This window comes from Citrobacter sp. RHB36-C18 (assembly GCF_013814485.1).
Classification (GTDB): Bacteria; Pseudomonadota; Gammaproteobacteria; order Enterobacterales; family Enterobacteriaceae; genus Citrobacter; species Citrobacter braakii.
In genome coordinates this window covers 2,259,530-2,278,894 of record NZ_CP057125.1, presented here as the reverse complement: position 1 = coordinate 2,278,894, position 19,365 = coordinate 2,259,530, and the positions used below count along the sequence as shown (strand labels likewise).

The 19,365-nt window shown below is 51.6% G+C and carries 16 protein-coding genes; 2 read left to right on the top strand and 14 right to left on the bottom strand.

Going from position 1 to position 19,365, the window contains the following annotated elements:
• Positions 1-144: 144 nt before the first annotated feature.
• Positions 145-1,488 (bottom strand): VOC family protein, encoded by a 1,344-nt coding sequence (locus tag HVZ52_RS10825; protein ID WP_016156596.1) that lies wholly within the window; start codon positions 1,486-1,488, stop codon positions 145-147.
• Positions 1,489-1,608: 120 nt separating this feature from the next.
• Entirely contained in the window at positions 1,609-2,511 is a 903-nt protein-coding gene (locus tag HVZ52_RS10820; protein WP_181599225.1) for a manganese-dependent inorganic pyrophosphatase, read from the bottom strand.
• Between the two features lie 230 nt (positions 2,512-2,741).
• Here HVZ52_RS10820 and pcaQ point away from each other — a divergent pair, with 230 nt between their 5' ends.
• Complete coding sequence (gene pcaQ / locus HVZ52_RS10815) at positions 2,742-3,665, top strand: pca operon transcription factor PcaQ (RefSeq protein WP_003020288.1); 924 nt, start codon at positions 2,742-2,744, stop codon at positions 3,663-3,665.
• A 45-nt stretch (positions 3,666-3,710) separates the two neighbouring features.
• On the opposite strand, the gene HVZ52_RS10810 is transcribed toward pcaQ, so the two are convergent.
• The 10 genes from HVZ52_RS10810 to hrpA form a co-directional block, all read right to left on the bottom strand.
• The gene (locus tag HVZ52_RS10810) at positions 3,711-5,399 is read right to left on the bottom strand and encodes a methyl-accepting chemotaxis protein (RefSeq protein ID WP_181599224.1); all 1,689 of its coding nucleotides are present in this window, start codon (positions 5,397-5,399) and stop codon (positions 3,711-3,713) included.
• 169 nt (positions 5,400-5,568) lie between these two features.
• A complete protein-coding gene (locus tag HVZ52_RS10805) occupies positions 5,569-6,687 on the bottom strand; it encodes an S-(hydroxymethyl)glutathione dehydrogenase/class III alcohol dehydrogenase (RefSeq protein ID WP_016153173.1) in 1,119 nt (372 codons plus the stop codon).
• A 32-nt stretch (positions 6,688-6,719) separates the two neighbouring features.
• The gene (locus HVZ52_RS10800) at positions 6,720-6,995 is read right to left on the bottom strand and encodes a metal/formaldehyde-sensitive transcriptional repressor (protein ID WP_003833178.1); all 276 of its coding nucleotides are present in this window, start codon (positions 6,993-6,995) and stop codon (positions 6,720-6,722) included.
• Between the two features lie 340 nt (positions 6,996-7,335).
• Entirely contained in the window at positions 7,336-8,637 is a 1,302-nt protein-coding gene (locus tag HVZ52_RS10795; protein WP_181599223.1) for an AppA family phytase/histidine-type acid phosphatase, read from the bottom strand.
• Between the two features lie 278 nt (positions 8,638-8,915).
• Positions 8,916-10,184 (bottom strand): Y-family DNA polymerase, encoded by a 1,269-nt coding sequence (locus tag HVZ52_RS10790; protein ID WP_049042983.1) that lies wholly within the window; start codon positions 10,182-10,184, stop codon positions 8,916-8,918.
• A gap of 2 nt (positions 10,185-10,186) precedes the next feature.
• Positions 10,187-10,606, bottom strand: coding sequence for a translesion error-prone DNA polymerase V autoproteolytic subunit (locus HVZ52_RS10785; protein WP_016153176.1), 420 nt, complete (start codon positions 10,604-10,606; stop codon positions 10,187-10,189).
• Between the two features lie 171 nt (positions 10,607-10,777).
• Entirely contained in the window at positions 10,778-11,308 is a 531-nt protein-coding gene (cybB, locus tag HVZ52_RS10780) for a cytochrome b561 (RefSeq protein ID WP_019076843.1), read from the bottom strand.
• A gap of 149 nt (positions 11,309-11,457) precedes the next feature.
• The gene (aldA, locus tag HVZ52_RS10775; RefSeq protein ID WP_016153178.1) at positions 11,458-12,897 is read right to left on the bottom strand and encodes an aldehyde dehydrogenase; all 1,440 of its coding nucleotides are present in this window, start codon (positions 12,895-12,897) and stop codon (positions 11,458-11,460) included.
• A 199-nt stretch (positions 12,898-13,096) separates the two neighbouring features.
• Positions 13,097-13,888 carry a YdcF family protein gene (locus HVZ52_RS10770; protein ID WP_137380222.1) on the bottom strand — a complete coding sequence of 264 codons (792 nt, stop codon included), beginning with the start codon at positions 13,886-13,888 and terminating at the stop codon, positions 13,097-13,099.
• Positions 13,889-13,973: 85 nt separating this feature from the next.
• Positions 13,974-17,876, bottom strand: a complete 3,903-nt coding sequence (gene hrpA, locus HVZ52_RS10765) for an ATP-dependent RNA helicase HrpA (RefSeq protein ID WP_047498566.1) — start codon at positions 17,874-17,876, stop codon at positions 13,974-13,976.
• 201 nt (positions 17,877-18,077) lie between these two features.
• On the opposite strand from hrpA, the gene azoR reads away from it, so the two are divergent.
• A complete protein-coding gene (gene azoR, locus HVZ52_RS10760) occupies positions 18,078-18,683 on the top strand; it encodes an FMN-dependent NADH-azoreductase (RefSeq protein ID WP_006684422.1) in 606 nt (201 codons plus the stop codon).
• A 43-nt stretch (positions 18,684-18,726) separates the two neighbouring features.
• Here azoR and HVZ52_RS10755 read toward each other — a convergent pair whose 3' ends face one another.
• A complete protein-coding gene (locus HVZ52_RS10755) occupies positions 18,727-18,912 on the bottom strand; it encodes a hypothetical protein (protein ID WP_181599222.1) in 186 nt (61 codons plus the stop codon).
• 127 nt (positions 18,913-19,039) lie between these two features.
• Positions 19,040-19,363, bottom strand: a complete 324-nt coding sequence (locus HVZ52_RS10750; RefSeq protein ID WP_049041608.1) for a YdbL family protein — start codon at positions 19,361-19,363, stop codon at positions 19,040-19,042.
• Positions 19,364-19,365 lie beyond the last annotated feature (2 nt).

The window sequence follows — 19,365 nt, the reverse complement described above, 5'->3', positions numbered from 1 at the left end:
AATCAGCGGCAAGAGAGTGCACATTTCTGACCGCTCACTCTAGACAAAATTCATTAATAATCCAATTGTTGGTCGCCGATTATCTGTACAAAATCGAAAATATTTTATGTCGATGGGAACAGACCGAATCCCATGTAAATTCAATTAAAGTAAACCACACCGACGTTTACTGCGATCTTGCGCCTCCTGATACAACGCAAACTCATCATAAACCGCACAACCCAGCGCCTGTTCAAACGCGTCGCGGCTGGAATTACCGTGGCTACGAGCCTGAGTTTCATTCCCCAGATTAGACTGGAAAATCCCCGCGGCGCTCACCGGTAAAAAATCTTCGTAGGTAATGGGCTGAGCAACCAGCCAGCCCCGCTCAATGAGCGGCTGCGGGTCGTCATCCGGGCGAATCGCCTGTCGATGCGCCTCGCCCGACGGCGTCAGCCGGTAGCGGAACCAGGCAAGCCCCTGCTGGCGCAGCAGAAATTCGCTGTCCGGGAATGCTTTGAACACTTCCTGCAAATGCAGCTGATGTGTCAGGTTGTCTTTTCCCGTTCCCGCTTTATTCAGCAATTCGTCGTACAATGCTCTGCCTTTCGGCGTCAGGGCCACGCCGCGCTGTTCGATTTCACCAAAACGCGCCGTGTGAGTGCCACGCATTTCACCGGCAAATAACACCGGCTCTTCCAGCGCTTTAAAACTGGTCTGACGCAATAAAATGGGCACCTCGCGGCGCGGCGGCCCTTCAATCAGTATTTTGGGTTCAATGCCGCACTCCGGCATCATCGACTGAACCCGGTCGATATCCAGCGTACGCGGCGTCAGATGGTTGATATGACACCCAGGGAAACACACCACATCAGCAATCAGCCGGTGCTCATTGTGCAATGCGTGATAGGTCGCCTCATCGACCGTGGCATGCTGATGCCAGCGGAAAGTTTCCAGCGCTTCTTGCACAAACTCCTGCGCCTGCTCAGGCGTAAAACTGCCCTGCACATCAAACTCATCCAGCAGTTCGTGACAACGACGGGTGAAAATATCGCGTTTCGCGAGGATCTCCGCGGCTTTTTGCCGTAGCGCGGCGTTTTCGATTAATTCGAGCCGCAATAACGAGGTGAATACCCGAAACGGGTTGCGCGAAAGCGACGCATCGTCAATGGGACGAAACGCGGTGGAATGCACGGGAACACCGGCCTGGGAGAGATCGTAATAACTCACCGGATACATGCCCATAATGGCAAACATCCGGCGTAGCGTAGAAAGCTCCTGCGCAGTGCCCACCCGAATGGCGCCGTGGCGCTCAACGTTTAGCCGGGCCAGCTCATCTGCATTCGCCAGTTTTTCATGCAGCGTAGGATTATTTTCCAGTACCGCCAGATTCACATCAGCGACAAGTTCCAGCAACGTGCCATATTGCGGGACTTCCTGCTGGTACATTGCTGACATTGCCTGCGAAAATTGTTCCCGAATCTCATCTGCCGTGATGGTGTTCGCCATAATGTCATGCCTCCAGTGAATATTACCTGGAGTGTAGAAAACGCCGCTGACTCCGGTGGGAAGAATTTACAAAGTGTGACCCCGCGTAAATTTCCCACCCCTACAGACGGTGAACAGAACCTACTGGCGTGGTTTTAAATGACTTTCCAGCCAGGGCAACATCTGTTTTTTACGGCTGAGCATCCCCTCCACCTTACAGGGCTGCGGGATGTCTGACAGCGCTGTACCGGCAAACCACAGGCTGGTGTCGCCCAGATTAATATCGGTGAGCATCAGTACAACCAGCGCGGCATTCTTTTCCTCTGCATAGCGCGCCATTTCCAGACGGAGATCGTCCAGCACCGCATCCACCTGTTGCAGCGCATACAGTTCAAGCTGCGCCACACAAACAGAATGTCCATGAATGGTGAAGGTTTTAATGTCTTTCTGCAGAAGCTCGCGAGCGCTCATGCCTTCCACGCTTGTTTTAGCAGACAGCAGGTCGCGACTAAACGCCTCGAGATCCACACCGGTTTTTTGGGCCAGGGCCTCCACCGCCAGGCGATCGTCAGAGGTGGTCGTTGGCGAACGAAGCGTGACAGTGTCACTCAATGCGGCACCCAGCAATAAAACAGCCTCAGCGGCAGACAACTGGCTGCGCTCCTCTTCCGTCATCAGTTGCCATAACAGCGTCGCGCTACTGCCGACTGGCTTCACCCACACCTCTGGTGGCAGACGAGTGACTAATCCACCGAGTCGGTGATGATCGATAATTCCCACGACGTTACTTTCTGCCAGCGATGCCGGCCCCTGGGCAGGCTCGGTGAAATCGACCAGCCACACATCACGATCGGTCAGTTCAAACGTCAGCCGTTCGGGCATCGTCAGTCCTGCATGCTCAAAGATAAATTGCGTTTCGCGGTTAGGTTCGCCCAGACGCCATGCCGTCGCCTGCTGGCCACGTAAAGTAAGCCAACGCGCCGTCATGGCGGCGGTACAAATGGCATCGCTATCGGGGTTAAGGTGCCCTATTACATCTATCATTAATCAGTGCCTTGTGAAGAGAATGGTTCAAAAGCAAACAATAACGAAAGTATATCGACTGGACGGATTCTCTTCCATGATCCCACCACCCGGTGGCGCTGTACAAAACATAAGCAAAATAAATCAGTTGTAAGTAAAATAGGATAAATGTTAATAATATTTTGCTATCAGGTTATCAAAATCGAACAACTTCACTTGTCACCGATACGACTCTGTTTTTAACATCGCTTATGGAAAAAAATGTTCTGTTCAATCAGCGCATTCGCTTGCGCCACCTTCATACTTTTGTCGCCGTTGCACAGCAGGGAACGTTGGGCCGCGCGGCTGAGACCCTTAACCTGAGCCAACCAGCCCTCTCCAAAACGCTGAATGAACTGGAGCAACTGACCGGTACCCGGCTCTTTGAGCGTGGCCGCCTTGGCGCACAATTAACGCTGCCCGGAGAACAGTTTCTTACCCACGCAGTCAGAGTGCTGGATGCGCTCAACACCGCCGGACAAGCCTTAAACCAGCGCGAAGAGTCACAGACGGATGTCGTACGGATTGGCGCCTTACCCACCGCGGCCCTGGGCATTCTGCCGGCGGTCATTGGCCCGTTCCATAAGCAGCAAATGGAGACCACGCTGCAGGTTGCCACCATGAGTAATCCCATGATCCTGGCGGGTTTAAAGTCAGGGGAAATTGATCTCGGCATTGGCCGTATGGCCGATCCGGAATTGATGGTTGGTCTGAACTACGAGCTGTTATTTCTGGAATCGCTCAAACTGGTCGTGCGCCCTAACCACCCGTTGTTGCAGGAAACCATTACGCTGAGTCGGGTGATGGAGTGGCCGGTGGTGGTTTCACCAAAAGGAACCGCCCCTCGCCAGCACGCAGAGGCGTTGTTGCAAAGTCAGGGCTGCAAAATGCCGCCGGGCTGTATTGAAACGCTGTCAGCATCGCTCTCCCGCCAACTGACGGTCGATTACGACTATGTGTGGTTTGTCCCTTCAGGCGCAGTTAGAGAAGATTTACGCCAGGCGACGCTGGTGTCGTTGCCGATACCCACCCACGGTGCGGGTGAACCCATCGGCATTCTTACCCGTGTCGATGTGCAGCTCTCTCAGGCCGCGCAGATCCTGATCGCCGCAATACGCAAAACCGTACCGTTTTGATGCCAAAAATTAAGGGACCATCAGGTCCCTTAATTGATTTTATTGTTAAAACGTTTCCCAGTTATCGCCACTGGCAGTTGCCGCCTGCGGGCGTGAATGGTCAGGCTTTGTCGTCACAGGCGCGCGTTTAATAGCACTTGTCCCTGTTAAACGGAATGTGCCAACAGCTTCCGTTAAGCGCGCCGCCTGCTCTTCCAGCGATTCCGCAGCGGCAGAGGCTTCTTCAACCAGCGAGGCATTTTGCTGCGTTACCTTATCCATTTCTGAAATTGCCTGACTCACCTGGACGATACCCCGGCTCTGCTCATCAGAGGCCGCTGCAATTTCCAGCATAATGTCGGTGACGCGTTTTACCGCATCGACAATATCCGTCATCGTATTGCCCGCAGCGACCACTTCTCCGGAGCCCTGGTCAATCAGTCGGACTGATTCGCTGATCAATCCCTCAATCTCTTTTGCCGCCTGAGCGCTGCGGCTTGCCAGCGTGCGTACCTCACTGGCAACCACGGCAAACCCACGGCCCTGCTCTCCTGCCCGCGCCGCTTCAACCGCTGCGTTCAGCGCCAGAATATTGGTCTGGAAAGCAATGCTGTTAATAACGGCTGTGATTTCGGAGATTTTCTTTGAACTCGTTGAGATATTGCCCATAGTTTTGACCACGCCAGAAACCATCTGACCGCCCCGACTGGCCTTACCGGAGGCATCTTCTGCCAGCTTGCTCGCATGATGCGCGTTGTCGGCGTTTTGCTTCACCGTCGCCGTCAACTCTTCCATGCTGGCCGCCGTTTGTTCAATCGCCGCAGCCTGTTGTTCGGTACGTGAAGACAGATCGGTGTTCCCCGCCGAAATCTCACTGGTACCGCGATAAATCTCTTCCGCGCCCTGACGCACCGTGCCTACCGTTGTCCCCAGCGAACGTTGCATTGTTTGCAGATGGCGGCTCAGGCGACCAATTTCGCTGCGCCCGGTCGGTTCCTCCGGCATGGTGAGATCCCCCGCTGAAATTAGCTCAATACGCTGGGCGGCACGCAACAGAGGATGAATGACGGTACGGCGCAGAACAATGAACGTCATCACGGTCAGCGCCAGCGCAAGAACAAATGCGCCCAGCATAAAAGCCATACCAAGCTGTGTACGCTGATGCGCCTGCTCGCTTAACTGATTCGCCCTGGTGGTACGAATGTCGATCGCCTTTAACAGCACCTTGTTGTACGCAGAGTCCAGCGGTCTGGCCTGTTCATTTTCATGGTTGATGATCGCCTCAAACATGCCGTTTTTAGCGTACTTCAGCATCGGCTGTAAGCCGTCGGTATAGGCTTTGAAGCTGGCGCTCAGTTCAGCGTCTAACGCTTCATCGGCAGACGTTTTTACCGCGCGTGACATATAAGCATTGAAACCGTCCTGCGACTGCTTAATCCGTTTTTCTGCCTCGGCGATATTGGCCTTCATGTCATCCATTTCGGCAATACGGCTCGCCGCGCCGGCGTGGATCATGTTGATACGCGCGGTACGCAAGTGGTTAGAGCTGTTAGATAACCCCATCCTGACCTGAATCTCATCGGTCACGTCACGCTGATCGCGATCGGCCTGCATAAGAAAATAGCTTGCCAGCCCGGAACTTAAGGCGAACAGCAGAAGGATGCCACCGAGAATGGAGGAAAACAGCGGAACCAGCCGGATTTGATGCAGAAAGCCCAGTTTATGCTGGGCTTGCATCGATGTAGTGTTGTCCATGACCGTCGACTCTCTTGTAGGGTTTATGCGTGAAAACACGCCCGTTAGATAGTCATCGGCAATCCGGGAAGTTTACTTACCGTGAAAAGCGCCGGATTCGTCACACTTTCACAACATAATTCTTAAAAATTCAGGAAAGTGCCAGCGGAGAAATCCGCTGGCCAATGAATCAGTTATCGCCAAAGTGGATAACGGTACGGATGGATTTACCCTGATGCATTAAATCGAACGCGTCGTTAATCTGCTCCAGCGGTAAACGGTGGGTAATAAACGGATCCAACTGAATTTTCCCGCTCATCGCATCTTCAACCATACCAGGAAGCTGAGTACGCCCCTTCACGCCGCCAAACGCGGAACCGCGCCAGACACGCCCGGTAACTAACTGGAACGGGCGCGTTTTGATCTCTTGTCCGGCTCCTGCCACGCCAATAATGATGCTTTCGCCCCATCCTTTATGGCAGCATTCCAGCGCCGCGCGCATCACGTTAACGTTACCGATACATTCGAAACTAAAGTCCACGCCGCCATCGGTAAGCTCGACAATCACATCCTGAATCGGTTTGTCGTAATCCTTCGGATTGATGAAATCGGTCGCGCCCATTTCACCTGCCAGCGTAAATTTTTCCGGATTGGTATCAACGGCCAGAATACGCCCGGCTTTCGCCTGCGCCGCGCCCTGAATCACCGCCAGGCCAATACCACCCAGACCAAATACGGCGACGGTATCGCCTTCTTTCACTTTTGCGGTGTTATGGACCGCTCCGATACCGGTGGTCACGCCACACCCCAGCAGACACACTTTGTCCAGCGGAGCCTGCGGGTTAACCTTCGCCAGAGAGATCTCCGCACATACGGTGTATTCGCTGAAGGTGCTGGTGCCCATATAGTGATAAATCGGCTCGCCGTTATACGAGAAACGGGTTGTGCCATCCGGCATCAGACCTTTGCCCTGGGTCGCACGTACGGCCTGACACAGGTTAGTTTTACCCGATTTACAGAACTTACACTCGCCACATTCTGCGGTGTATAGCGGGATCACATGATCGCCCGGTTTCAGGCTGGTAACGCCTTCACCCACTTCAACCACAATGCCGCCACCTTCATGGCCGAGCACCGCCGGGAAAACCCCTTCCGGATCGTCGCCTGAGAGCGTAAAAGCATCAGTATGGCACACGCCGGTGTGGGTAATTTTAACCAGCACTTCACCTTTCTTTGGCGGTGCGACATCGATTTCGACAATTTTTAACGGTTGGCCGGGGCCGAATGCAACTGCTGCACGTGATTTCATTTGTCTCTTCCCATTATTGCGAGGTGATGGTGTTATTTTAGATAAGCACGCAGAAGATGGCCGATTTCAGCCATGCGCACGGCACGCTGGTCTGGGGTTGTTTCCCCGCTGACCAGTTCGTCTTTCAGGTGGATCTCAACCATTTCGCCCATCAGGCCATTGGATGCGCCGCGCACGGCGGCAATTTGTTGCAGGATAGCCAAACACGGCTCGCCGGACTCCAGCGCGCGCTCAAGCGCATCAACCTGACCGCGAATACGGCGTACACGGGTGAGAATGCGTTTTTTATCTTCGGGTGAATGCGGCATACGCCCTCCAAATACTATAGGGGGGTATACTATCAGTATTTTTAACTAATTGTAAAATAAATAACTTGTTATTCTTTAATGAGTTGCACAAACAGCACATTTAGATATATGTGGACATATCACCGTGTAAAGCGGTTTTAGAGCCGCAACACCGAGCGCTTTGTCGATGTATTCTGCATCGCTGAACAGTCCGGATTTTTTCTGGAGCAGCGTAACTGGTTTGTCACTCGCAAAGAACAGTCAGTTGAAGACTCATGTAATTATGAACAATACGAATACCCCCGACTACAAACCGGGGGTTTCTATTTTTTAATACGCTATATATATAATAATTAATTGCTTATTCCGTAACTGCACACTCTGGCACGCGAATTTCCTTAATGAGCCTGGAAAAACTTTTTAACGAACACATTCCCTGACTATTTTTCTCTTCACATGCAATTAATTTTAAATCAACTTTGCCGGCAGGTTTTTCTAACGACAACGGTTGTATATCCCTCATATCTCTCAGCGTCTGATAAACAAATGAAACCTGAACCCAATCCGTATTATCACTGGTTCTTTTCCACTTTTCGAATACAAGCTCCCCACCAGGAGGGGTATTATCGGGTTGACCGGGTAGCGACCAGTTAAGATCTAAAGCCCCGCTTAAATTTGCAAGATTGGTATCATGACCAGCAATAAACAACAGAGATACGGGTAATTTTATGCCATACCTGTTTTCTGTTGTACCATTTGTCAATAATACAGTGTCTATCATATCGAGTAATGGTGTGGCTCTACTACGGGCAACTTCTGGAGTTCTTTGCAAAAGATCAAACTGAGCGTTATGCAGACTTAACAAATCTCTCCATTCTTTTTCTCCCGTAATACGCCCCCAGGCTACCTGTGGCATTCCCTGGGCCTCTTGCAACAGAAATATCTCAGTCAGCGTGGAAGAAAGGCTCCAGGCACCAGGTAATGATACATTGTCAGGAGTAACCTTAAGTTCAGACGGTAAAGCCTCTGGTAATGTGCATTTCGTAGACTTCTCTGTAGTCTTACATGTCTCCGATTGTGAGAAATTTAAAACATTTTCCAGGGTCAGAAATGAAGATTGATAGCGTTGGGTATACAGTTCAATATTTCCTCCGGCCCGTTCCAGAATAGCGTTTTTAACCTTCAATGTGTTAAACGAACATGTCCCCATTTTTACCGGATTAAAAAGAGGATCAGTTTTTTCTTCATCCTTCTGATAATGCACTTGAATTTGACATTTTGGTGCTAACCCAGCCAGAAACGCCTCACCCGTTTTACGGGTGCGTTGATCCGTGTCTGCAATAACAGCAACCTGCCCTGGAGATGGGCACGTTTGATTATTCAACAGACCTTTGCTTGTGAACCATAAACGTTGATACTGACCTAATTCAGAAACAAGTTCTCCCCCACGAGGCGTTAGCCATCCTAACGGCACATCCCATTGTGGCCATTGGTCGGGTGTGACATCTTTCATTATTGGAGTGAACTTCGTAGGTGCTCTTACTCCATGACGGCTCACTATCACAACCCGCTCAAGTTTCATACCGTTCTGCTCTTCAGCATGTATTGAGAAAGAACCGCATAAGAGAGAGAAAAATAATAAACGAATGATGAATGTACTCATTACCAGCACCACCTTTTCGTAAGTGAAAAACAAACAACTCGTATAAGCCAGCTCGATAACTGGTTCTATCAGATAGAAATAATCCTACTCCTGAGTTCACAACAATCCAACTTTTTGAATATCAACTTTGTCTCTTATCGAAGTATTAAAGGAGCGCTAATTTAGCCGCGCTGGAAAGGTATCCAAGGTTATGGAATCGTTGGCAATTTACAACGTCCTGTCATTGAAAGGATAATTGATCCGGTATAAATAAGGTGGGCGGAAGCCTTGTTTGGCTATCAATTTACCCGCAGCAAATCACTGTATCTCGTTGTATAACGTGGTGAAAGCATGTCTCGCTTCATCGCCCACGGCTGCTGTATCCCTTGCCCGGCAAAGTAGAGCGTTCCTTTCCCCTTTTCAGCATTAAGAGTATCCAGTAGGTCCATCAATTTATCGCTGTTACGCCGCGGGGCGTTATTATCAAAAAGATTCAGCTGTGCAACGCCAGAGCTAAAAAAATCCCCCAGCATAACGCCCGCTTTTTGATAACGTAGCCCCTCTCGCCAAACGGCGTCCAGGCTGCGCGTGGCTGCTGTAATAATGTCCCGGCTATCCTGAGTTGGCGTCAGCAGTTTTATCGATGCGCTGTTACCGTAATAAGGTTGATTCAGGACAAACGGACTGGTTTTGATAAACGTAGAGATAAACCGGCAGTACTGGTGTTCTCTGCGCAGCTTTTCCGCAGCACGTGAAGCATAGGTGCAAATGGCCTCTCTCATGGCGTTGTAATCCGTGAGTTTTTCACCAAACGATCTTGAGCAGATAATTTCCTGCTTATCCGGCGCAAACTCTTCCAGCGCCAGACAAGGCTCACCGCGCAATTCCCGGACGGTTCGCTCAAGCACGACGCTGAAATGTTTACGAATGAAGCGAATATCGGTATCCGCCAGGTCGAGAACCGTTTTAATACCCATAACGTCCAGTTTTTTGCCGATGCGGCGTCCGATGCCCCAGACTTCATCAACCGGGAGTGCTGCCATCAGCTTACGCTGGCGTTCAATATTTGAGAGATCCACGACTCCGCCCGTCTGTTCCTGCCACTTTTTGGCCGCATGGTTTGCCAGTTTGGCCAGGGTTTTGGTCTGAGCGATACCGACCCCAACCGTGAGACGTGTTTTCTGCAAAATGGTTGCTCTGATTTCCTGACCAAAATCCGTAAGATCCCTGCAGTTTCGCACGCCCGTTAAATCACAAAAGGCTTCATCAATACTGTATATCTCCACGCGTGGCGATAACTCCTCCAGAATCGACATCACCCTGCTGCTCATATCCGCATACAGCTCGTAGTTCGAACTAAAACAGAACACGCCATAGCGCCTGAACAGATCTTTCTGTTTGAAGTACGGAGCGCCCATATTAACGCCAAGCGCCTTTGCCTCTACGCTGCTGGCAATAACGCAGCCATCGTTGTTTGAAAGAACGACAACGGGCTTCCCTTTCAGATCAGGCCGGAATGCCGACTCACAGCTGGCATAAAACGCGTTAACATCCACCAGTGCAAACATCATCAGCCCGCTGCTTTAATGATAAATGTCACCACGCCAAATATATCCAGCGTGTCCTCGCTGCTAATCATGATCGGCGCGTAGGCGCTGTTCTCTGGCTTCAGCATCACAACCGGATGTAATTGCAGGCGTTTAACGGTGAATTCGCCCTCAACGGCGGCAATAACGATGTCTCCATGGGCAGGTTTTCTGGCGCTGTCGACAATCAGTAAATCGCCCTCGCCGATCCCTGCCCCCCTCATAGAGTCGCCAGATGATTTAACAAAATAGGTTGCGCTGGGATGCCGTACCAGCAGGTCATTGAGGTCGATACGTTTCTCAACGTAGTCCTGCGCAGGAGATGGAAAACCGCAGGGCACAAGATCGCTAAATAACGGAAAGTGTTTAATTTCGCGGCGTTCCGCAGGCTGGAAAAACAACATAATAATCTGCCTCTCATTTACTGTATTTATATACAGTAGTTTTAATAAGAGCAGCAATCAAGTAGCGAGTGTGATGAACTGGACGTTGTTTAACCATCTTGCCGGTAAGTTTTTATGATGTCTGGAAAAATAATCGGCTAAAAAAATACCCCGCATTTGCGGGGCATTACATCAGGAGCGTTTTCGCGGCATCATGCGCAGCAGCGTATTGTCCTTCCAGAAATAGTGGTGCATCAGGGCGGCAGCGGCATGCAGAGCAATAACAAAATAGCCCAGATTTGCCAGCGTCACGTGCCAGGACTTCAGCATATCCACTACATCAAAATTGGCCTCTGCCGCATGCGGCATAACAATGCCGAATGCAATCCACGGGTTACCCCGGTTATACATCATCACCAGTCCAATAATCGGCAGAACAATAAACAGCAGATAGATAACCAGATGCCCCAGATGCGCCATTCCGGTCATCATCGGCTTCGGTTTTGGCACAATCGGCGGTGCCGGATATTTTAGCCTGACCAGCAGACGCGCCACCATCAGCGTTAAAATAGTGATGCCACAGGATACGTGCACCATGTTAAATAAGGGACGATAGCTGCGCGGGAAAAATCCGCGAAACTCCATAGCGCTGTAGGCCACAATGACCAACAAAAAGACCAGCCAGTGAATGCCAATTTGCAGGCCAGAATACTTATTCCCCATAACACTTCCTGAATAAAAACAATAATGCGTCACCATAACGGGCTTTTGTTAAAAATTCATTAATTTTTGCTCACTCGGCTTATTCTTATGGATCGCCAGCAAAGTGTGAGAATTGCGCCGGGTGGCGTACAGGCTCACCCGGCGAAAACTTAGGACTGCAGATACACCACCTGCGTTTGCAGATATTCGTTCAGACCGTGTTTACCGTCAGCCCCGCCAATCCCGGACTTGCGCCAGCCAGCATGAAAGCCCTGCATCGCCTCGAAGTTTTCACGATTAATATAGGTTTCGCCAAACTTCAGCCCTTTGATCGCCTTCATCGCCGTATTCAGATTCTGCGTATAGATCGATGAGGTCAGACCGTAATCGCTGTCATTGGCCATCGTCAGCGCCTGTTCCAGCGTATCAAACGCTACCACCGGCAGCACCGGACCAAACGTCTCCTCGTGCATAATCGCCATCTCCTGGCGCACGTCTAACAGTAATGTCGGTGGATAGTAATACCCTTTGCCGGAAACGGCCTTACCGCCCAGCACCACTCTGGCGCCTTCCTGCACCGCTCGTGCAACTTTCTGTTCTACACGCTCCAGCGCAGCGGCGTTAATCAGCGGCCCCATTGCAATATCATTGCGCTCAGCCGGATTGCCAAACTGCACGGCTTTCATCGCCTCACCCAGACGATTGACGAATTGGTCATAAATACCTTTCTGAACGTACACGCGCTCGGCACAGTTGCATACCTGTCCGGTGTTGATCACCCGCGAGTCAACAATTGCCTTTACGGCCAGTTCAAGATCGGCATCATCCATCACGATAGCCGGGGCCTTGCCGCCCAACTCCAGACAAACTTTGGTGATATTTTTAGCCGCCGCAGCCATAATTTTCTCACCCGCCCCGACGCTACCGGTCATGCTCACCATGGCCACCTTCGGGTTTGCGGCCAGCGCCTGACCGACCGTTTCACCACGTCCCAGCACCAGATTAAATACGCCGCGCGGCAAGCCAATATCATCAACAATTTTGGCAAAGGCGATGGCGTTATTCGGTGTAAATTCACTCGGCTTAATGACAATGGTATTACCCGTCAACAGTGCGGGAGCCAGTTTGCGGGCAATCAGGAAAAACGGAAAGTTCCACGGCAGAATGCCCGTAGTCACGCCCAAAGCGCGCTTAAACAGCAGAATATTCTCGCCCGGACGATCGCTTTGCAGGATCTCACCTTCATAGCGACGCGCCCACTCCGCCATATAATCGATATAGTCGGCGGTAAACGAGACTTCGACCTCAGCCAGTTGCTGTATTTTTCCACCCTCCGCCACAATCAGCGCGCTGATTTCACTGGCTCGCTGACGGATACCCGCAGAAATTTTGCGTAACCAGTTCGCCCGTTCAATGGCGGGCAGCGCTTCCCATTGCGGCTGAGCGCGCTGTGCAGCATCGATCGCTTTACACGCATCCTCGGCACGTCCATCGGGAATACGCGAGATCACCTCTTCCGTGGCAGGATTGACGACATCAATCCAGGCATCATCGTGCCAGGTCACAAACTGCCCATCGATATACATAGGATGTTGTACGGGTACTGACATGCGGCTCTCCTGTGATTGATTTGTTTTTAACAAGTAAAACTATTGTTAATTAATATCAATCATGCAGGTCGTATTATGGCTGGAGTGGCTGTTCTGTGAGCGGCTTCATAAAAGCGTCTGGCAAAGTGATGATGAAGGGAAAAAACAGGTGTGATTTTTGCCCGTTTGCCGCAAAACGCCGACAAACGGGCAACAGGAATTACAGAGAGCGGCTCTCCAGTAAGTCAGTCAGCACGATGTCATTTTGCAACTGCTGCCAGGCTTGCTCAACGTTCTGAGGAATATCAACATGGGCAATAAAATCGCGGCCACAAGGCCCATAACCGGTGGCATCATCACGCAGGCGAGGAAGTTCACCGGTTATGAGAGACAGATAGCGATCCACTGACCACAAACCTTCTGCTGCTGGCACAAAATCCACGCCGTCTTGCTGTTGGGCCAGCTCAGGGATGAATCCAGGGAAACTCAACCAGCGCGGCGCATGCGGCTCATCACGGGTTACGCGCTGAAAGGTTGCCATCGTGCGACGTTGCATAGTGGGATCCTGTACCACAATGACGGTATGAATACTTTCCGTCGCCTGATTCAATAATGCACAGCTAAAACGGGCATTCTCACCGCAGTTTGTTGACTGGTCTTCCACCCAAATCTTCTCCCCCGGGATTTGCCAGAACTGATGTGCGATATCGGCAAGGATCGCCGCTTCCGCGCGTCCGGTGGTACGAATGATGTTGTAACGAGGATGCTCTGCAATCGCGTCATACAAAAATCGTGTGGAGTGACCGATGCCACCGCTAATCAACAAGGGAACCTGTTGCTCTTTCGCGATCCGGCAGGCGGCATCGATGGTCGGAATAACCGCGTTCCCTGCCAGAATCACGCAATCTGACTGAACGGTGATATTCCCCGTAAAATCATTCTGCGCCAACCATCGCCCTACGATATTGATCGCCGCAAGCGTGGTTGCGGAAAGTGTCGGAAACTGGCTCATACTCATGACTCCTGATCTTAATACTTTATCGGGTTGCATACCGGGCGGTGACGTCACCTTACCCGGTATGCTGTCTGGTACCGATTTATCCCGAAATTTGCTCCATCGCCTGCAAAATACGTTTATCGGAAATCGGATACGGCGTACCAAGCTGCTGGGCAAAATAGCTGACGCGCAGCTCTTCTATCATCCAGCGGATCTCTTTGACATCGTCATCTTCACGGCGCGCGGGAGGCAGTTTATTGAACCACTGCTGCCAGGCCTGCTGCACGCTATCTACTTTCAGCATCTGCGCACGGTCACGATGCGGATCGATAGCCAGTTTTTCCAGACGCTTTTCGATAGCCTGCAAATAACGCAGCGTATCGCCCAGACGCTTGAAACCATTGCCGGTAACAAATCCACGGTACACCAGCCCGCCCATCTGCGATTTGATATCCGCAAGCCCCAGCGCCATGGTCATATCCACGCGCCCTTTCAGACGTTTGTTGATATTAAACACCGCGGTCAGAATTTGTTCGACCTGCTTAGCAATATCCACCACCGTATCGTTCAGTTCAGCCCGCACTTTTTCATGCAGCGCCGCAAAGCCTTCTTCGGTCCACACCGGACCACCGTTGGCGTCGATCAGTTGATCCACACCACAGGATATACAGTCGTCAATCAAATCCAGCACTTTACCGTACGGGTTAAAATACAGCCCCAGCTTGGCTTTGTTGGGCAGTTTCTCATGCAAATATTTGATTGGTGAAGGAATATTCAGCAACAACAGGCGGCGTAAACCGCACCACATCGCCTGCTGTTGCTCCAGCGGGTTATCAAACAGTTTGATGGCAACGCTGTCACGCTCATCCACCAGCGCTGGCCAGGCTTTTACCTTATAGTTACCGCGTTTTTGCTCGTAACTCTCCGGAAGCTGACCGAAGCTCCAGATGTGCAACCCGCTCTGTTCGATACCGTCATCCGCCACCGCAGACAATGTTTCCTGCACTTTACCCTTCAGTGCGTCTTTCAGATCCTGCAGCGAACGTCCTTCCTGCAGCTTTTTGTTCTTATCATCCACTACCCGGAAGGTGATTTTTAGGTGATCGGGCACCTGATCCCAATGCCAGTCTTCACGGTCAACGGTCACGCCGGTCATGCGGCGCAGTTCACGCTCCAGCGAGTCCAGCAGCGGCAGTTCCAGCGGCGTGACGCGACCTAAAAACGCTTCCGCATAGTTTGGCGCGGGCACAAAGTTGCGTCGTACCGGTTTCGGCAAAGACTTAATCAGGGCGATAACCAGTTCACGGCGCAGCCCCGGAATTTGCCATTCAAAACCGCTCTCTTCGATCTGATTGAGCAGCGGGAGCGGAATATGTACGGTCACACCGTCCGCATCGGCTCCGGGTTCGAACTGGTAACTTAACCGTAGTTTGAGATTGCCCTGATGCCAGAAGTTCGGGTAATCCAGCTTACTGATTTTTTCCGCGCCCTCTTTGATGAGCATGCTCTTTTCAAAGTTGAGCAGATCCGGCGTTTCACGGCTGATCTTTTTCCACCAGCTGTCAAAGTGACGCGCGGAGACCACATCATGGCTGATGCGTTGGTCGTAAAACTCAAATAGCGTCTCATCATCAACCAAAATGTCGCGACGGCGCGATTTGTGCTCTAACTCTTCCACCTCAGCGCGTAACTTCAAATTGTCACGGAAAAACGCATGGCGCGTTTGCCAGTCGCCTTCCACCAGCGCATGGCGGATGAACAGTTCACGCGACAACGCGGGATCGATCTGGCTGTAGTTCACCTTACGGGCTGCAACAATCGGTAAACCGTAAACGGTAACCTTTTCTGTTGCCATCACCGCGCCCTGCGCACGTTCCCAGTGCGGTTCACTGTATGAACGTTTGATCAGATGCTGGGCAACCGGTTCGACCCACTCAGGATCGATGCGTGCAGCAATACGTCCCCACAGGCGGCTGGTTTCCACCAGCTCCGCTACCATCGTCCACTTCGGCGGTTTTTTAAATAGACCAGAGCCTGGGAAGATCGAGAAGCGAGCGTTACGCGCACCGGTAAATTCCTGTTTATCGGCATCTTTCATCCCGATATGTGACAGTAAACCGGTCAGCAACGCGACGTGGATCTCTCTGTATTCAGCGGGTTCGCTGTTAACAGGAATCCCCAACTCTTTCACCACCTGGCGCAGTTGCGTGTAGATATCCTGCCATTCACGCACGCGCAGGTAGTTCAGAAAATCAAGTTTGCACTGACGACGGAACTGGTTTGACGACAGCGCTTTCTGCTGCTCGCCGAGATAGTTCCACAGATTCACAAATGCGAGGAAATCAGACTCTTTGTCGTGGAAACGGCGATGCTTCTCGTCGGAGGCCTGCTGCTTATCCATCGGGCGCTCGCGCGGATCCTGAATAGACAGCGCCGAGGTGATAATCATCGCCTCACGTACGCAGCCATGTTTTTGCGCTTCCAGCACCATGCGCGCCAGGCGTGGATCCACCGGCAGTTGCGAGAGCTGACGGCCCAATGGCGTCAGTTTGTAAGCGGTTGCCTGTTCGTCGGTGGTTATTGCCCCCAGTTCTTCGAGCAGGCGTACACCGTCCTGAATGTTACGTTTATCCGGCGCTTCAACAAACGGAAACGCCGCGATATCGCCCAGCCCCAAGGCGGTCATCTGCAAAATAACGGACGCCAGGTTGGTACGCAGGATCTCCGGGTCGGTAAACTCCGGGCGCGACAGGAAATCGTCTTCAGAATACAGACGAATACAGATCCCCTCCGAAACACGACCGCAACGGCCTTTACGCTGGTTGGCAGAGGCCTGCGACACCGGTTCAATCGGCAAGCGCTGAACTTTGGTGCGGTAACTGTAACGGCTGATACGCGCAGTACCCGGATCAATCACATACTTGATCCCCGGAACGGTCAGCGAGGTTTCCGCCACGTTGGTCGCCAGCACGATACGGCGACCGCTGTGCGACTGGAACACACGGTTCTGCTCGCTGTTGGAAAGACGCGCATAAAGCGGTAGCACTTCGGTATGGCGCAAATCCAGCTTATTCAGCGCATCGGCGGTATCGCGGATTTCGCGCTCGCCGCTCATGAAGATCAAAATGTCGCCCTGACTTTCACGGCCTAACTCATCTACGGCATCAAAAATTGCCTGCAATTGGTCACGCTCGGTGTCATCTGCGTCTTCAACAATTGGACGATAGCGAACTTCCACCGGATAGGTTCGACCAGAGACTTCGATAATCGGTGCATTATTGAAATGCTTTGAAAAACGCTCCGGATCGATGGTCGCCGAAGTGATGATAATTTTTAGATCCGGACGGCGCGGCAGGAGCTCTTTCAGATAACCGAGCAGAAAATCGATATTCAGGCTGCGCTCATGCGCTTCATCGATGATGATGGTGTCGTACTGCATCAGCAGCCGATCCTGCTGGATTTCCGCCAGCAAGATACCGTCCGTCATCAGCTTAACCATGGTGTTGTCGCTGACATGATCGCTAAAACGGACTTTATAACCGATACAACCGCCCGGCTCGGTTTGCAGCTCTTCTGCAATACGGTTCGCCACGGTACGCGCCGCCAGACGACGCGGCTGGGTATGGCCGATCAGCCCTTTTACCCCGCGCCCGAGCTCCATACAGATTTTGGGTAACTGGGTGGTTTTCCCTGATCCCGTTTCCCCGGCGACAATCACCACCTGGTTATCGCGGATCGCTTCCAGAATATCCTGTTTTTTCTGACTGACGGGCAGGTTTTCCGGGTAGCTGATGACCGGACGCGCGGCTTCACGCAGCACAACTTTACCTGCAGCGTGATCAATCTCTTTTGCCATCTCCTGGTAAATGGCCTGTTGTGCATCAGGATTTTTAACCTTCTTCACGCCCTGCAGGCGGCGGGCAAAACGCTGTCTGTCACGCAGCATCAGTGAATCCAGCTGTTGCTGCAACATGTTGAAGGTTAATTTTTGTTGTTCTGTCATAGCGTTAAAAGGCAGTGCTCTGCCGGGTTAAATCTCTTTTAGATGATAGGTATAGAGTACCACATCAGCGCTTTTCATGTGTTGTTCAATAATTTCGAACATAGGATTCGATATATTGCGCTATCACTGCGACAGGATTGTGAATAAAGTGTCAACAAGCAACGGGGCACTCCCCCTTCAAACACATAAAAGGAAACACCCATGAGCAAGGTATTAGTTCTTAAATCCAGTATTCTGGCAGGGTACTCTCAGTCTGGTCAGTTGTCTGATTATTTTGTTGAACAGTGGCGTGAAAAGCACTCCGCTGATGAAATCACCGTCCGTGACCTGGCTGCAAATCCTGTTCCGGTACTGGATGGCGAACTGGTGGGTGCGCTGCGCCCGAGCGATGCACCGCTGACACCGCGTCAGCAGGAAGCGCTGGCGTTGTCCGATGAGCTGATTGCTGAGCTGAAAGCGCATGATGTGATTGTTATCGCCGCGCCGATGTATAACTTCAACATCCCAACCCAGCTGAAAAACTATTTCGATCTGATTGCCCGTGCAGGTGTGACTTTCCGTTATACCGAGAAAGGTCCGGAAGGTCTGGTGACGGGTAAACGCGCAGTCGTGTTGACCAGCCGTGGTGGTATCCATAAAGATACGCCGACCGACCTGATCACGCCGTATCTGAACGTATTCCTGGGCTTTATCGGCATCACCGACGTGAACGTCGTCTTTGCTGAAGGTATTGCGTACGGCCCGGAAGTGGCGTCCAAAGCGCAGTCCGATGCGAAAGCCGCTATCGACAGCGTCGTCGCTGCCTGATAATTCACCCTCTCACCATCCGGTGGGAGGGTTTCTCCAGCATTTACTTCTTTACCTGCACCTGTTTGCCGTGAATGCGGTTAATATCCCGCCAGATGGTTGCATAATCTCTGCACTTCGCCAGATTCTCTTCCCAGCAATGCAGCAAAAATTGTTCTGGCTCGGCAACATCCCGGCTTAACAGCTTGAATATCCAACGATTCCAGACATACCACTTGAGAAGCCACATGATTTCACTCCGCAACGCGACCGGTGTTGAACTATATCAGCCTCAGTTTGATGCCGTGTGGCAACTATTGCGATGTCGATGAATAAGTCAGCGTCGTGCCTCTCTGGTTGTGTGCAGAGAAGATTTATTATTTTCTCAACCACTTACCATTGATGCCCTGGACGTACTCCCCTGGTTTAGCCCGGGCGACCAGCTTTTGTCCGGCCATTTTCGCCACTTCATCTGGAGGAATGTTATTGCTCTCAGCCAGTTGCTGATAGCTGGCGCTGCGTGCTTTATTAATCTCACTCACCAGCGCCTGCGTTTCGGCGTCGGTTTGCAATGCCACCAGATAACCATTAAGCGTTTCGCCCACCCGCCCCTGGGATCTGGCTTCATTCAAGGTCAATGCCCACACATTGCCACTGAATAAACTCAATGCCACCAGGATCACTGCAAGCTGTTTTTTCATCG

Coding starts and splice junctions, on each gene's coding strand:
- azoR (WP_006684422.1), top strand. CDS start 18,078: ATGAGCAAGGTATTAGTTCTTAAATCCAGTATTCTGGCAGGGTACTCT.
- aldA (WP_016153178.1), bottom strand. CDS start 12,897: ATGTCAGTACCCGTACAACATCCTATGTATATCGATGGGCAGTTTGTG.
- HVZ52_RS10770 (WP_137380222.1), bottom strand. CDS start 13,888: ATGAGCCAGTTTCCGACACTTTCCGCAACCACGCTTGCGGCGATCAAT.
- HVZ52_RS10750 (WP_049041608.1), bottom strand. CDS start 19,363: ATGAAAAAACAGCTTGCAGTGATCCTGGTGGCATTGAGTTTATTCAGT.
- pcaQ (WP_003020288.1), top strand. CDS start 2,742: ATGGAAAAAAATGTTCTGTTCAATCAGCGCATTCGCTTGCGCCACCTT.
- HVZ52_RS10800 (WP_003833178.1), bottom strand. CDS start 6,995: ATGCCGCATTCACCCGAAGATAAAAAACGCATTCTCACCCGTGTACGC.
- HVZ52_RS10805 (WP_016153173.1), bottom strand. CDS start 6,687: ATGAAATCACGTGCAGCAGTTGCATTCGGCCCCGGCCAACCGTTAAAA.
- HVZ52_RS10755 (WP_181599222.1), bottom strand. CDS start 18,912: ATGTGGCTTCTCAAGTGGTATGTCTGGAATCGTTGGATATTCAAGCTG.
- HVZ52_RS10820 (WP_181599225.1), bottom strand. CDS start 2,511: ATGATAGATGTAATAGGGCACCTTAACCCCGATAGCGATGCCATTTGT.
- HVZ52_RS10790 (WP_049042983.1), bottom strand. CDS start 10,184: ATGTTTGCACTGGTGGATGTTAACGCGTTTTATGCCAGCTGTGAGTCG.
- HVZ52_RS10810 (WP_181599224.1), bottom strand. CDS start 5,399: ATGGACAACACTACATCGATGCAAGCCCAGCATAAACTGGGCTTTCTG.
- cybB (WP_019076843.1), bottom strand. CDS start 11,308: ATGGGGAATAAGTATTCTGGCCTGCAAATTGGCATTCACTGGCTGGTC.
- HVZ52_RS10795 (WP_181599223.1), bottom strand. CDS start 8,637: ATGAGTACATTCATCATTCGTTTATTATTTTTCTCTCTCTTATGCGGT.
- HVZ52_RS10825 (WP_016156596.1), bottom strand. CDS start 1,488: ATGGCGAACACCATCACGGCAGATGAGATTCGGGAACAATTTTCGCAG.
- hrpA (WP_047498566.1), bottom strand. CDS start 17,876: ATGACAGAACAACAAAAATTAACCTTCAACATGTTGCAGCAACAGCTG.
- HVZ52_RS10785 (WP_016153176.1), bottom strand. CDS start 10,606: ATGTTGTTTTTCCAGCCTGCGGAACGCCGCGAAATTAAACACTTTCCG.